Origin of the sequence: Catellatospora sp. TT07R-123, from assembly GCF_018327705.1 — a bacterium.
Taxonomy (GTDB): Bacteria; Actinomycetota; Actinomycetes; order Mycobacteriales; family Micromonosporaceae; genus Catellatospora.
In genome coordinates this window covers 1,633,677-1,647,669 of sequence record NZ_BNEM01000001.1, presented here as the reverse complement: position 1 = coordinate 1,647,669, position 13,993 = coordinate 1,633,677, and the positions used below count along the sequence as shown (strand labels likewise).

Here is a 13,993-nt window from a genome sequence, read left to right as displayed (position 1 = left end):
TCAGGTGGACAGGTCGCGCCGCCGGAACAGCGCCATTCCGGCCGCCGCCAGTGCGATCGCGACCCCGAGCAGGGCCAGGATCGGCCCGGCGGTCGGGTCCACCGCCGGGACGGCCGGCACGTGCGTGAACGGGGACAGGTCGCGTACGGCCTGCGGCAGTCCGAACAGGTCGCCGAACAGCCCGCAGGTGATGCTCACCACCAGCGCCGCCCAGGCCAGCCCGACCGTGTAGCGGGGCAGCGCGCCGAAGACCAGCAGCACGAACCCGGCCACCACCAGCGCGCCCGGCAGCTGCGCCAGACCCGCCCCGGCCAGCGTCAGCACGCCGACCTCGCCGCCGGCCGCCGCGTCGGCCAGCCCGGTGAACACCCCGGCCAGCACCAGCAGCGCGGTGGCGCCGAAGACGGCGACCGCCAGGTGCGCGCCGACCCACCGGATGCGGCCGACAGCCGTGGCCAGCAGCGCCTCGGCGGTGCCGCCCGACTCCTCGGCGCGCAGCCGCAGCAGCGCCTGCACCACGAAACCGGCGGCGAGCACGCCGTACACGTTCATCATGGCGCCGAAGAAGACGTCGACCAGGCTGGGGCCGCCGCCACCGGCGAGCCCGTTCATCATCTCGACCACGCCCTGGTTGGTGCCGAGCGCGTCCTTGACGGCCTTGCCGAGCGAGCCGATGCCCAGCCCGAACACGGCGCCGCCGATCACCCAGCCCAGCGTGGAGCCCCGGTTGAGCCGCCAGGCGAGGCCGAGCGGGCTGCGCAGGCCGCGCGCGGCGGTGGCCGGGCCGGGCCGGTCGGGGACCAGTCCCGCACCGACGTCGCGCCGGTCGACCAGCGCGTACGCGACCGCGACGCAGACCGCCGCGACCGCGACCGGCACGGCCAGCACCCACCAGCGCTCCTGCCCGTACGGCCGGGCCAGCTCACCCCAGCCCAGCGGCGACACCCAGGTCAGCCAGCCCGGTTCCACCCGGATGCCGTCGGCGGCCCGCTCGCCCAGCGCGTCGCCGATGCCGCGCACCAGGTAAGCGACGCCGACCACGGACGCGGCGGTGCCGTTGGCCGCCCGCGCGCCCTGGAACAGCTGGGCGGCGATGGCGGCGATCGCGGCGAAGGCGATGCCGGTGACCGCGCACGCGGCCCCGAACGCCAGCGCGCCCTCCGCGCCGAGCTTGGCGCCGACCAGGGTCGCGGTGACGACCAGGCCGAGCAGCACGTTGGCCAGGCCGATGGTGACCAGCGCGGCGGTCAGCGGGGCGTGGCGGCCGACCGCGCCCGCGCCGATCAGCTCGGCCCGGCCGTTCTCCTCGTTCTGGCGCGTGTGCCGGACCACGGCGAAGGTGCTCATCAGGGCCACCACCACGAGCATGGTGGCCAGGTTGCGGAAGTTGACCAGCGCGCCGAGGTCGGTGCCGACCGGCACGCCGCGCATCACCAGGATCGCCGCGCTGCTGCCCGCGCCCTTGAGCGCGGTGACCCGGGACTCCTCGGTGGCGAACTCACTGGCGACCGCGCTCGCCCCGGCCGAGGACAGGGCCGCCGCGGCGATGATCCATACCGGCAGCTGGACGCGGTCGCGGCGGATCGCGAGCCGGACCAGGCGGCCGGTGCCCGCGTACGCGTTCACCGAGCCGCCTCCGCCTGCGCGGGCTGCTGGCCGTAGTGACGCATGAACAGTTCCTCCAGCGTCGGCGGCTGGCTGGTCAGCGCCTTGACGTCGAGCGAGGCCAGGTGTGCCAGCACGCCGGGCAGCGCCGCCGCGTCGACGTCGAACCGGGCCCGGGTGGTATCGGCCTCCACGTCGTGCACGCCCGCCAGCTGCGCCAGCCCGTCCAGCGGCCGCCCGGTCTCCACCGTGATCGTGGTACGGGTCAGGTGCCGCAGCTCCGCCAGCGTGCCCGTCTCCACGGTCACGCCCTCCCGGATGATGCTCACCTTCGAGCAGAGCGCCTCCACCTCGGAGAAGATGTGGCTGCTCAGCAGCACGGTGGCGCCGCGCGCGGTGACCTCGCGGACGGTCTGCTGGAACGCCGCCTCCATCAGCGGGTCCAGGCCGGAGGTGGGCTCGTCGAGGATGAACAGCTCGACGTCGGAGGAGAACGCCGCCACCAGCGCGACCTTCTGCCGGTTGCCCTTGGAGTAGGTGCGGCAGCGCTTGGTCGGGTCGAGCTGGAACCGCTCCTCCAGCTCGCTGCGCCGCGCCTTGTCCAGGCCGCCGCGCAGGTCGCCGAACAGGTCGATCGCCTCGCCGCCGGTGAGGTTGGGCCACAGGTTCACGTCGCCGGGCACGTACGCCAGGCGCTTGTGCAGCGCGACGGCGTCGCGCCAGGGGTCGCCGCCGAGCACCTGGACCTGCCCGGAGTCGGCGCGCAGCAGGCCGAGCAGGACGCGGATGGTGGTGGACTTGCCGGCGCCGTTCGGGCCGAGCAGGCCGTGCACCTCGCCGGTGGCGACCGTCAGGTCCAGGCCGTCGAGCGCTCGGCTACGGCCGAACGCCTTGGTCAGACCGGTCGCGGAGATCGCGTGAGTCATGACCCTGAACGTACGCTTCTTTCATAACTTCGTGAAGGTTCTGGGGCGTGACGATTTTGTATAGCCCGTCACGCCCCAGCGAGGGCGGGTCAGCCGAGCAGGTGGACGTACAGGCGGGTGCCGGCGGGGCGGAAGCCGATGCGCTCGTAGACGCGGCGGGAGCCGTCGCCGGAGTACTCCAGCCACACCGACGGGGTGCCCTGGGCGAACATCGCCCCGGCCACGGCCGCCGTCACCGCGGCGGCGACGCCGCGGCCCCGGTGCGCCATCCGCGTGCCGACCCCGGCCAGCTCGGCCGTGCCGACGGCCTCCGCCGCGCAGGTGGCCGCGCCCGCGCAGGTCCCGTCCGGCGCCCGGACGAACCGCACCGCCCCGCCGCCCTCCTGGAGGCGGCGCAGCCGGGCCGCGCCCGACGCCGAGGCGGCGAACTCGCCCGAGAACGCCTCGGACAGCGCGCCGTCGATCGCCAGGTAGTCCTCGTCGGTGACCGGGACCTCGACGGCGGGGCCGCCGGCCGGCGGCGTGAACGTGTCCGGGACGCAGAGCAGGTACTCGTTCGTCTGCTCGATGGTGAACCCGGCCGCGTACAGCGCGGGCGCGACCGCCGGGGCGGCCTCGGGCGCGAACTCCAGCCGGGGCGTCAGCCCGCGCTCGCGGAACGCGGCCACCAGGGCCCACACGTCGTCGGCGGTCGGGTCGGCGCCGGGCAGGGGGGTGGCGTAGTTCAGGAACGGGCTGGTCGTGTCGGGGTCGAAACCGCAGACGAAGCCGGGGGTCTCGACGACCAGGGGGCGGCGGCGGAGGTTGGCTGCGGCGTACTGCTGGACGATGGTGTCCATGGTGGTGGGTTGATCCTCACGGTAGAGACACGGTGGTGCGCGCCGGGACAGGTGTCATGGTCGCGCGGGGATGCCGGATCCGGCCGAGCCGGAGGGTGCGCTGAGGCACCGGGCTGTCGGGCCGCCGTGAGGATGGGGCTGGGCACCGCCCTGCCGAGATGGCAGTGGATCAGTGCCGACGGCGGCCGCTGGGGGCTGCCGAGTCCATGGACTTCGTTCCTAACCGTGACTTGTGGCGAAGTGCTGCCGAGTCTGCCACGCGCCGCCGGTACGGCGCAACGCCGGGGTCAGCAAATCGTCGCCTGACTATCTATCGACCTCGATGGGCTTGTTGTATACAAGGACATCAGTGCGTCACCCGCACGCCACCGCCACCTGGGGAGAGATCCATGAGACGTACCCTCACCGCGGCCGTCGCCGCGCTGCTGGTCACGGCCGCCGCGGGCACCGCCGCGTCCGGCGCGCCGCGCCCGCGGCCCGACGCGGCCACCGCCGCGCTCGCGGTGCTCGCCGCACATCGGACGGTCGCCGAGGCGTTCACGGCCGTCCGGACCGTGACCGACCCCGACGGCGCCGCCCACGTCCGCTTCCAGCGCACCTACCAGGGGCTGCGCGTCCACGGCGGCGACGTCGTCGTCCACCTCGACCGCACCGGTGCCACCACCGGCGTGGGCGACGGGCTGGGCGCGCCGCTCGCGCTGGACACCACCGCCCGCGTCACCGCGGCCGCGGCGTCGGCCGCCGCCGTACGCGCCTTCCCCGGCCGGGTCACCTCCGTCGGCGCGCCCGAACTCGTCGTCGACGCCGACGCGGGCAGGCTGGCCTGGGAGACCGTGGTGCGCGGCTGGGCGCCCGACGGGCAGACCCCGTCCCGGCGGCACCTGCTGACCGACGCGCGCACCGGAGCGGTGTACGGGTCCTACGACGAGATCGAGACGGTGCTCGGGGTCGGGCAGGCGATCTACTCCGGGTCGGTTCAGATCGACACGACCTTCACGGGCACGTCGTACACGCTGACGGATCCGTCGCACGGCGCCAACCGCACCTGCGACATGCTCAACACCACGAGCGGGCCGTGCGTGAACTTCACCGACGCCGACAACATCTGGGGCAACTTCGCCCTCACCAACCGGGCCAGCACCGCCGCCGACGTCCACTTCGCCTCGGCGAAGACCTACGACTACTTCAAGTTCGTGCACGGGCAGGCCGGGCGCACCGGCAGCGGTGCCGGGATCACGTCGCGGGTGCACTACGGCCACAGCTACGTCAACGCGTACTTCGACGGCGCCCAGCTCACCTTCGGCGACGGCAGCGGCGACGCCCACCCGCTGACCGCGATCGACGTCGTCGGGCACGAGCTGGGCCACGGGTACACCGACGCGCTGGTCCCGCTGCTGTACAGCGGCGAGTCCGGCGGCATCGACGAGGCCAGCAGCGACATCTGGGCCACCATGGTCGAGTTCTACGCCAACGCGCCCGGCGACCCCGCCGACTACACCATCGGCGAGGAGATCGACATCTACGGCACCGGTGCGCCGCTGAGCAACCTGTACGACCCGGCGCTGGACGGCTCGTCGCACAGCTGCTGGTCGACGCTGACCCCGCCCGCGGACCCGCACGTGTCGTCGGGCGTGGGCAAGCACTTCTTCTTCGACCTGGCCGAGGGCACCGGCGCCACCAAGTGGGGCTTCAGCCCGGTCTGCGGTTCGGCGGCGGCGGTGACCGGCATCGGCCGGGCCAAGGCCGAGAAGATCTGGTACCGGGCGCTGAAGGTGTACGCCACGTCCTCGGTGAAATACGTCGGCTCCGGTAACACCATGCGCGCGGACACGCTGGCGGCCGCGGCCGACCTCTACGGCATGTGCTCGATCGAGTACAAGACCGTCAACGCGGCCTGGGCCGCGGTCAACGTCCCCGGCGCCACCCTGTGCGGCTCGCTCAGCTGACCAGGCGCGTTGAGAAGGGCACCTTCCACCGCGTATGGCGATGAGAAGGTGCCCTTCCGTTCGGTTCTAGGCGGGCGGCAGGACGACGGTCCAGCCGATGGCACGCGCCGAGGCGACGGTGCTGGTCGCCGTGACCGCCGCCCACGGGCCCGCCGCCACGGCGGAGGTGTCGCCCGCGACCGCGGCCAGCAGGCCGCCGCCGGTGCCGGTGGTGGTGCGGCGGCTGGTGACCGTGCCGGGGACGGTCCAGACGGCGGTGCTGCTGAGCTTCTGCACCCAGTAGCTGACGACGGTCGAGCCGCCGGTGGCGACCGTGACTGCGGCGGTCGGGTGGGTCGTCTTGGTGGCGGTGTCCTCGAACGCGCCACTGGCCGACACCGCCCCGGCGCCCGAGTACGCCACCAGCACCATGCTGGACTTCGTGATCGCGTCGAGCGTCACCGCCACGGTCGAGCCCGCGGTGCCGGTCACCGCCGTCCGGGTGAAGACCCAGGAGACCAGGTCGGTGCCGTCGGACTTGGTGCCGACCAGCGTCCAGCCGGTCGGGGTGGTGGTGGTCGCGCCCCGGTTGCCGGACAGGAACAGCACCAGCCGGTCGCCGACCTGCACCGAGGCCGGCACGGTCACCGACGGGGTCTGCGTGTTGGCGTCGACGCCGGCCGAGGCCCGGAACGTGACCGCGCCCGGCGGCTGCGCGCTGACCGTGACGGTGTGCGTGACGGTGCCGGTGGCGCCGTCGTCGTCGGTGACCGTCAGCGTCACCGGGAAGCTGCCCGCGGCGGCGTACGTGTGCGCCGGGGCGGTGCCGGTCGCGGTGCCGCCGTCACCGAACGTCCACGCGTACGAGGCGATGGCGCCGTCCGGGTCGGCCGCGCCGGACGCGTCGAAGGTGCAGGCCAGCTGCGTGCACGACGAGGTGAACGCGGCCGTCGGGTCCTGGTTGGCGGGCGGGGTGGTGCCGTCGGGCTTCAGGATGACGGAGTACTGCTCGCCGCCGCCTCCGGCGACGGTCACGCCCGTCAGGCCGGGGACGGTGACGCCGCGGGTGCGGCTGGTCGTGGTGCCGTCGCCGAGCTGGCCGTTGGCGTTGTAGCCCCAGGTCATGACGCTGCCGTCGGCCATCGCGGCGATACCGTGGTCGCGGCCGGAGGCGATCGACACCGCCGAGGTCACCCCGAGCACCGGCACCGGGCTGGTGCGGTTGACGGTGGTGCCGTCGCCGAGCTCGTCGCGGTAGTTGCGGCCCCACGACAGCACCTGGCCGTCGGCGCGCAGCGCGTACGAGTGGTGCGCCCCCGCGGTGACCGCGGTGACCCCCGAGGCGATGACCCGCACCGGGGTGAGCCGGTCGGTGGTGGTGCCGTCGCCGACCTGGCCGTAGACGTTCCAGCCCCACGCCCACACCGAGCCGTCGGTCAGCCGGGCGACGCCGTGGTCGCGGCCGCCCGCGATCGAGGTGACGCCGCTGAGGGTGCCGACCCGGACCGGGCTGGTGCGGGTGGTGCGGGTGCCGTCACCGAGCTCGCCGTTGTCGTTGAGGCCCCAGGCGACCGTCCAGCCGTTGGCGCGTACGGCGTAGCTCATGTCGCGTCCGGCGGCGATCGACACCGCGTCGGTCAGGCCGGTGACCAGCACGGGCGAGGTGCGGGTGGCGGTCGAGCCGTCGCCGAGCTGCCCGGTCGTGTTCAGACCCCAGGTGTAGACGCTGCCGGAGGCGGTGCGGGCCATCGAGTGGTTGTGCCCGGCGGCGACCTCGACGACGTTGCTCAGGCCCGGCACCTGCTGCGGGGTGGACCGGTTGGTGAGGTTGCCCAGGCCCAGCTGGCCCTGCTCGCTGCTGCCCCAGGTCCAGACGTGGCCGGCGGCGTCGAGGGCGATCACGTGCTCGCGGCCGCCCGCGATCTGCACGATGCCGGTCAGGCCCGGCACCGCGCCGGGGGTGGGCCGGGCCGTGGTGGTGCCGTTGCCGAGCTGCCCGAACCCGTTGCCGCCCCACGTGTACGCCGTATAGGTGACCACCTCGGCCTGCGCGCCGGGCCCCGAGGTGAGGGTGGCTGCGACGAGCAGCCCCACCAGGGTCGCACGTAGGTACTTTGTGGACGTTCGCATCAAAGGCCTCCCAGCCGCGGTCGGCGAGAATCTAACCCGGGCGGCGGGCGCGCGGCAGCGTCGGTTCAGCCGATGATTCCGGCCGTACATATGGGATGGCCGCCGTGCCGGTCGCGGGCGGCGGCCATCCCGGGGCCGGTCACGGTTCGGCGGGCGCGGTCACCCTGCTCAGGGGTACGCCGTCGAGCGACACGCTCTCGGCCACGCGGATCAGGATCTCCCGCGGCAGGCGCAGCACGTCGGTCAGGCAGTAGACCGTGACGACGTGGCGGTCGTCGAGGTAGACGGCCACGCCCGCGGAGTAGCCGGTGGTGACGTACTGCGCGGGGTGTCCGGCGACGGTCAGGTCGGGCATCCCCTCGGCTCGCCCGCCGTAGCCGTACTGCACGGTCAGCTGCGGGTACTGGTGGTATCCGCCGCCGGTGTCCACCGCCCGGCCGTGGACGGTGACCTCGTTCTCGCCGTAGGTGAGCAGGTCCCAGCCGGCCGGGGCCAGCCCGATCCCGAGCCGGGAGGTCGACCCGAGCGCCGCCGGACGCAGGTTGGCGGCGAACGCGATCGCCTCGGTCTCGGTGAGCACCTCGCTCACGGTCAGTCTCAGCCACCTGCCGTCGCGCTGCCAGGACAGGTACAGGATCCGGCTGCCGTACTCGCCGGTGTCGGTCCAGCGGAAGCCGGTGGCGCCGCCGACCGTGACCTGCTCGCCACCCTCCCGGCCCGGGCCGTCGACACCCGCCTGGAGCTGCAGGTTGCGGCTCGGCCGGGCCGGATCCCAATAGGACAGCGTAGGCAGTAGGTAGCGCAGGCTGACCTCCCGCCTCAGGCCGTCGGGCAGCTGCGGTGAGACGCCGGGCTCATACGGGAAGGGCGTCGGCTGGAGGGTGGACGGGGTCAGGGTGACCGGGCCGTCCGAAGCGGTCGGCTGGGCCGACGGCGCCGGGGTCGGCGTCGGGCTGATGACCGGGGGCGGCGACACGCGCGCCAGCAGCGGCACCGCCAGCAGCAGGATGCCGACCAGCGCGGCGACCACCCCGGTCGCGATGCGGCGTCGCCGGTTGCGGTCGGCCCGGCGCCGGACGCCGTCCAGCGGCACGGCCGGCGGTGCGGGCAGCTCCGCCGGGGACGGCACGTGCAGCAGCGTCCGCAACCGGTCGAGGCCGCGGTGGGCGTGCACGCGCACGGTGACCGGCGAGCACTCCAGCAGCTGCGCGATGCGGTCGTCGTCGAGGTCCTCGAAGAAGCGCAGCACCAGGACGGTGCGCTGGCGGCGGGGCAGGGCCGCCAGCAGCTGCCACATCTCGGCCCGGTCGGCCAGGCGGCCGGCGAAGTCGGTCCCGGTGGGCGCGTCCGGCAGCTGGGCTGACGCCGCCTCGCGGCTGGACCGGCGCCGCCACCACGCCGAGTTCGCCCAGATCAGGCTGCGGCGCAGGTAGAGGTCGGGGTCGTATTCCCGGACGCGGCGCCAGCGCGGGTAGGCCTTCGCGAGCACCTCCTGCACCAGGTCCTCGGCGAGGTGGCGGTCCCCGCACAGCAGGTGGGCGAACCGCACCAGCGCCCCCGACCGGGTGCTGACGTACTCCTCGAACTCAGTCTGCACGGTGCTCCTCGTTCTCGCCCTGGGGATCTGCCCGGTACGAGGACTCTGCGGTGCCGAACTGTTTACCGCCGGCGCCGGGATTTCCAGAGCCGTTCCGTCCGGTCAGGACCGGGCGGGCCAGTGCCACAGCGGCTCGTCGAGCATGCCCTGACCGTCGACGGTCGTCTGCCCCAGCTCCTTGACCAGCTCGATCGTGTTGACGTCGGCCTGGGCCCGGTCCAGCGCCGCGATCAGGGCCCGCGAATGCGACACCAGGATCACCTGCGAGCGCCGCGCCGCGCCCACCACCAGTTGGGCCAGGGCGGGCAGCAGGTCGGGGTGCAGGCTGGTCTCGGGTTCGTTGAGCACCACCAGTTCCGGCGGCCGCGGGGTGAGCAGCGCGGCGGTCCACAGCAGATAGCGCAGGGTGCCGTCGGACAGCTCGGCGGCGGTGAGCGGGCGCAGCATCCCGGGCTGGCGCAGGCGCAGCTCGAACCGGCCGCCTTCGGCGGCGATCTCCCACCGGCTGCCGGGGAAGGCCAGGTCGACGGCGGCGTCCAGCACGTCGCCGTCGCCGATCTCGCGGATGGTCTGCAACGCGGCGGCCAGGTCGGCGCCGTCGTGGGCCAGCACCACGGTGCGGGTGCCGACGCGCGGGACGCGGGCGGGTGCGGCGGCGTCGGTGCGCAGGTGGTCGTAGAAGCGCCAGGAGCGTACGCGCTCGCGCAGCTGCATCAGCTCCGGGGCGTGGCGCGGGTCGGCGAGTTCGCCGAGCATGCTGTCGAACGGGCGCAGCACCTCGGTCAGGCGGTGCCGGCCGCCGTCGGCGTCGCGCAGCGTCACGGTGCTGCCGTTGCGCTGCGCGACCACGCCCGAGGGCCGCAGCACCGGCCCGGCCCACACCGCCTCCACCTTGATCTCGGGGTCGAGGGCGAACGCGGACGCGGCCACCGGGCCGTTCGAGACGGGCAGGCCCAGGTCCATGGCGTACCCGAAGTCGTCGCCGCCGAAGCCGAGCTTCAGGCTCGCCGGGCCGGTCGGGGCCGTCCCCTGCACCGGGTGGCGGCCCGCGCGCACGGCCTTGCCGAGCACGGCCGGTCCGGCCCACATGGTCGACTGGAGCCCGCCCTCGCGGGCCAGCGCGGCGACGGCGCCGTTGCGGGCGGAGTCGGCCAGCAGGCGCAGCGCGCGGTACAGGCTGGACTTGCCGCTGCCGTTGGCGCCGGTCACGACGTTGAGGCCGCGCAGCGGCAGGACGACCTTGCGCAGCGAGCGGTAACCCTCGACGGCGAGCACGTTGAGCATGCTGCGAGCGTAAGCACCACATCGGGAGATCCGGGAAGGACGCCGGGCCAGTCTCCTAGGACGCCGTAGGCGACGTGACTCCGGTCGTACCGGATGAAATTCCTTGATCACGGCGAAAGACCCACCAAAGCGTCCTGATCGCATCATGCTGGGCTTCAGAGCAGCAGATCAGCAGGCGTATGCGGGGGAGTGGTGGGGATGACCGCGGCGGTGGGCGCCGGAAAGAGGACGTTCACCCAGCGGATGCTGGACGGGGTCGAGCGGGTCGGCAACAAGGTCCCGCACCCCGTCATGATCTTCCTCTATCTGATCCTGCTGATCATCATCCTGTCGGCGGTCTTCGCGGCGTTCGGCGTCAAGGTGACATACGAGACGGCCGCCCCGGCGCCGATCGCGGCCGGGGAGACCTACCCCGGGGGCACGCTGGAGCCCTCGCTGGAGACTCCGCCGGAGGAGCTGTACCACCCCGACGTCAAGGTCCACACCGAGACCACCGAGATCAAGAGCCTGCTCACCGCGGACGGCATCCGGTTCATCTTCACCTCGGCGGTCAGCAACTTCACCAACTTCGGCGTCGTCGGCGTCATCCTCGTCGCCATGGTCGGCGTCGGCCTGGCCGAGCAGGCCGGGCTGATCGGCGCGCTGATCCGCAGGCTGGTGTCGGTCGCCCCGCCGTGGTCGCTGACGTTCATCATCGTGCTGGTCGGCATCCTGAGCTCGATCGCCTCCGACGCCGGCTACCTGGTGCTGATCCCGCTGGGCGCGGCCGCGTTCATGAGCGTCGGGCGGCATCCGCTGGCCGGACTCGCGGCGGCCTTCGGGGCCGTCGGCGGCACGTTCATGGTGAACGTGCTGATCACGCCGACCGACGGCATCATCACCGAGATCACCAACGAGGCGGTGGCGCTGGCCGACCCGACCAAGAAGATCGGGCTGACCGCGAACATGCTGTTCGCGATCGCGTCGACCATCTTCCTGGCGTTCCTCATCACGTTCGTCACCGAGAAGATCATCGAGCCGCGGCTGGGCAAGTTCACCGGCACCGTGTCGAACGAGCCCACCGACGTGCCCGACGCCGCCCCGGCCGAGGGCCACGCCGACGCGGCCGCGCAGGCGCGCGGGCTGCGGTATGCCAAGTGGGGGCTGCTCGCGGTCCTGGCCGTGCTCCTGCTGCTGTCGGTGCCGCCCCGGCCGTGGGGCATCCTGCGCAACCCCGTCACCGGCAGCCTGGTCGAGGACTCGCCGCTGATGGACAGCCTGATCTTCATCATCATGCTGGTGTTCCTGGTCTGCGGCCTGTGCTACGGCAAGGGGGCCGGGACGCTCAAGGGCAGCGCGGCGGCGATGAGCGCGATCACCAAGACGTTCGCCGGGCTGGGCGGCCTGATCTTCATGCTGCTGGTCATCGCCCAGTTCATCGCGTACTTCAACTACACCAACATGGCCACCGTCGCCGCGGTGAAGATGGCCGACGCGCTGGAACGGGCCAGCATCGGCCCGCTGTGGCTGCTCATCGGATTCATCGTGGTGGTGCTGCTCCTGGACATCATCATCCCGGGCGTCATCCCGAAGTGGGCGATCTTCGCGCCGATCTTCGTGCCGCTGTTCCTGCGGCTGGGCGTGGCGCCGCAGACGGTGCTGGCCGCGTACCGGGTCGCCGACTCGCCGATGAACGTGGTCACCCCGCTGATGGTGTACCTGCCGTTCATCGTGCTGCTGGCGCAGAAGTACAGGAAGGACGCCGGCGTCGGGACGGTGATCTCGCTGATGATCCCTTACACGATCATCATCGCGGTGGCGTGGACGCTGTTCTTCGTGGCCTGGTACCTGCTGGGCATCCCGCTCGGCCCGGGTGCGCCGGTCCACCTCGCGCCGTAGCGGCCCGCCGTGAGCCAGGCGGCGGTCGCGTTCGCGATCCTGGGCGCGGTGGTGGTGCTGTTCGTCTGGAACCGGCTGCCCGTCGAGGTCGTGGCGCTCGGGGCGGCGCTCAGCCTGTACTTCACCGGCCTGCTCGGCCCCGAGCAGGTCTTCGCCGGGTTCGGCGACCCGGTGGTCCTGTTCGTGGCCGCGCTGTTCGTGGTCAGCGAGGGGCTGGACGCCACCGGGGTCACCACGTGGGCCGGGCAGGCGCTGACGGCGTGCGCCGGGACCGGCCGCGCCCGGCTGCTGGTGCTGGTCATGCTGCTGGTCGCCGGGCTCACCGCCCTGATCACGGTCAACGGGGCGGTGGCGGCGCTGCTGCCGATGGTCGTCCTGCTCGCCGTACGCACCGGGCTGCCGCCCTCGGCATTGGCGATGCCGCTGGCGTTCGGCGCCCACGCCGGGTCGATGCTGGCGCTGACCGGCACCCCGATCAACGTCATCGCGTCCGAGGCCGCCCAGACCGCCACCGGGCACGGCTTCGGCTTCTTCGAGTTCACGCTGGTCGGCGTGCCGCTGCTGGTCGGCACGGTCGCGATCGCGGTGCTGGCCGGGCACCGGCTGCTGCCCCGGCGCACCGCCGAGACGATGCCGCAGGACCTCAGCCGCCACGCTCGCACCCTGGCCAAGCAGTACCGGCTGGACCGCGACGCGTACCGGCTGGAGGTGCCGCCCGGCGGCGGGCCGGTCGAGCCGCCGGACCCGGCCGCCCACCCGGGACTGGTGCTGGTCGGGGTGCAGACCGCCGACGGGCTGCCGCGCGGCACCGGCGCCGTCGGGCCCGGCGACGTGCTGGTCCTCAGCGGCGACGCGGCGTCGGCGGCCCGGTACGCCGCCGACCGGGGCCTGCCGGTGCTGCCCGGCGCCACCGCCGACCACGTCGTGGGCGCGCTGCTCAACCGGGAGTACGGCGTCGCCGAGGTCGTCGTCAGCCCGCGCTCCGCCCTGGTCGGGGCGCCCGCGTTCCCGGGCATGGTCACCGACAGCGGCGACCTGGTCGTGCTCGCGGTGCAGCGCCGGGGCCACACCCAGGGTCCGGGCCGCACCGAGCTGGCCGCCGGTGACACGCTGCTGGTGCAGGGCGACTGGGCCGCGCTGGAACGCAACGTCGACCGTGACCCGGACGTGCTGGTGGTGCACGCGCCCGCGCTGGTGCGCCGCCAGGCGGTGCCGCTGGGGCCGGGAGCCGGGCGCGCGCTCGCGGTGCTGGCCGCGATGGTGGTGCTGCTGGCGAGCGGGGTGGTGCCGCCCGCGGTCGCGGGGCTGCTGGCGGCGGGGGCGATGGTGGTGCTGCGGGTGGTGACGATGGCGCAGGCGTACCGGGCGATCTCGTGGACGACCGTGGTCATCATCGGGGCGATGATCCCGCTGTCGGTGGCGATCCAGCAGTCGGGCGCGGCCGAGCAGGTGGCGCGGGTGCTGGTCGGGGCGGTCGGCGGCGGTGGCCCGTACGCGCTGCTGCTGGGGTTGTTCCTGCTCACCGCGGTGCTGGGGCAGATGATCAGCAATACGGCGACGGCGCTGATCGTCATCCCGATCGCGCTGTCGGCCGCCGCGGAGCTGGGGGTGTCGGCGCGGCCGGTGCTGATGTGCGTGACGGTGGCCGCGGCGGCGGCGTTCCTGACGCCGGTGGCCACCCCGGCCAACATGATGGTGCTGGGGCCGGGCGGCTACCGGTTCGGCGACTACTGGCGGCTCGGGCTGGTCATGCTGGCCTGGTTCGGCGTCGTGTCGGTGCTGGTGGTGCCACTGTTCTGGCACTTCTGA

9 protein-coding genes are annotated in these 13,993 nt (G+C 73.4%); 3 read left to right on the top strand and 6 right to left on the bottom strand.

What is annotated here, in order from left to right; genetic code table 11:
• From Cs7R123_RS06835 to Cs7R123_RS06825, 3 genes are all read right to left on the bottom strand, one after another.
• Nucleotides 1-1,626 carry an ABC transporter permease gene (locus tag Cs7R123_RS06835; RefSeq protein WP_212824333.1) on the bottom strand — a complete coding sequence of 542 codons (1,626 nt, stop codon included), beginning with the start codon at nt 1,624-1,626 and terminating at the stop codon, nt 1-3.
• On the bottom strand, nt 1,623-2,531 hold the full coding sequence (locus Cs7R123_RS06830) for an ABC transporter ATP-binding protein (RefSeq protein WP_212824331.1): 909 nt from the start codon (nt 2,529-2,531) through the stop codon (nt 1,623-1,625). The genes Cs7R123_RS06835 and Cs7R123_RS06830 overlap by 4 nt, the downstream gene beginning before the upstream one ends.
• 89 nt (nt 2,532-2,620) lie before the next feature.
• A complete protein-coding gene (locus tag Cs7R123_RS06825) occupies nt 2,621-3,370 on the bottom strand; it encodes a GNAT family N-acetyltransferase (RefSeq protein WP_212824329.1) in 750 nt (249 codons plus the stop codon).
• Nucleotides 3,371-3,759: 389 nt separating this feature from the next.
• Here Cs7R123_RS06825 and Cs7R123_RS06820 point away from each other — a divergent pair, with 389 nt between their 5' ends.
• Entirely contained in the window at nt 3,760-5,316 is a 1,557-nt protein-coding gene (locus tag Cs7R123_RS06820) for a M4 family metallopeptidase (protein WP_212824328.1), read from the top strand.
• A 66-nt stretch (nt 5,317-5,382) separates the two neighbouring features.
• Here Cs7R123_RS06820 and Cs7R123_RS06815 read toward each other — a convergent pair whose 3' ends face one another.
• The 3 genes from Cs7R123_RS06815 to Cs7R123_RS06805 form a co-directional block, all read right to left on the bottom strand.
• Nucleotides 5,383-7,425, bottom strand: coding sequence for a PKD domain-containing protein (locus tag Cs7R123_RS06815; RefSeq protein WP_212824326.1), 2,043 nt, complete (start codon nt 7,423-7,425; stop codon nt 5,383-5,385).
• A 139-nt stretch (nt 7,426-7,564) separates the two neighbouring features.
• Nucleotides 7,565-9,022 carry a SigE family RNA polymerase sigma factor gene (locus tag Cs7R123_RS40980; protein ID WP_212824324.1) on the bottom strand — a complete coding sequence of 486 codons (1,458 nt, stop codon included), beginning with the start codon at nt 9,020-9,022 and terminating at the stop codon, nt 7,565-7,567.
• Nucleotides 9,023-9,124: 102 nt separating this feature from the next.
• Nucleotides 9,125-10,306: an AAA family ATPase gene (locus tag Cs7R123_RS06805; protein WP_212824322.1), complete on the bottom strand. Its 1,182-nt coding sequence runs from the start codon at nt 10,304-10,306 to the stop codon at nt 9,125-9,127.
• A 198-nt stretch (nt 10,307-10,504) separates the two neighbouring features.
• Between Cs7R123_RS06805 and Cs7R123_RS06800 the strand changes: the two genes are divergently transcribed.
• Nucleotides 10,505-12,184, top strand: a complete 1,680-nt coding sequence (locus tag Cs7R123_RS06800; RefSeq protein ID WP_212824320.1) for an AbgT family transporter — start codon at nt 10,505-10,507, stop codon at nt 12,182-12,184.
• Between the two features lie 9 nt (nt 12,185-12,193).
• Nucleotides 12,194-13,993: an SLC13 family permease gene (locus Cs7R123_RS06795; RefSeq protein WP_212824318.1), complete on the top strand. Its 1,800-nt coding sequence runs from the start codon at nt 12,194-12,196 to the stop codon at nt 13,991-13,993.

Excerpts from the sequence above, each read along its gene's own strand:
- Cs7R123_RS06830 (WP_212824331.1), bottom strand. The coding sequence starts at position 2,531 with ATGACTCACGCGATCTCCGCGACCGGTCTGACCAAGGCGTTCGGCCGT.
- Cs7R123_RS06825 (WP_212824329.1), bottom strand. The coding sequence starts at position 3,370 with ATGGACACCATCGTCCAGCAGTACGCCGCAGCCAACCTCCGCCGCCGC.
- Cs7R123_RS06820 (WP_212824328.1), top strand. The coding sequence starts at position 3,760 with ATGAGACGTACCCTCACCGCGGCCGTCGCCGCGCTGCTGGTCACGGCC.
- Cs7R123_RS06815 (WP_212824326.1), bottom strand. The coding sequence starts at position 7,425 with ATGCGAACGTCCACAAAGTACCTACGTGCGACCCTGGTGGGGCTGCTC.
- Cs7R123_RS06805 (WP_212824322.1), bottom strand. The coding sequence starts at position 10,306 with ATGCTCAACGTGCTCGCCGTCGAGGGTTACCGCTCGCTGCGCAAGGTC.
- Cs7R123_RS06800 (WP_212824320.1), top strand. The coding sequence starts at position 10,505 with ATGACCGCGGCGGTGGGCGCCGGAAAGAGGACGTTCACCCAGCGGATG.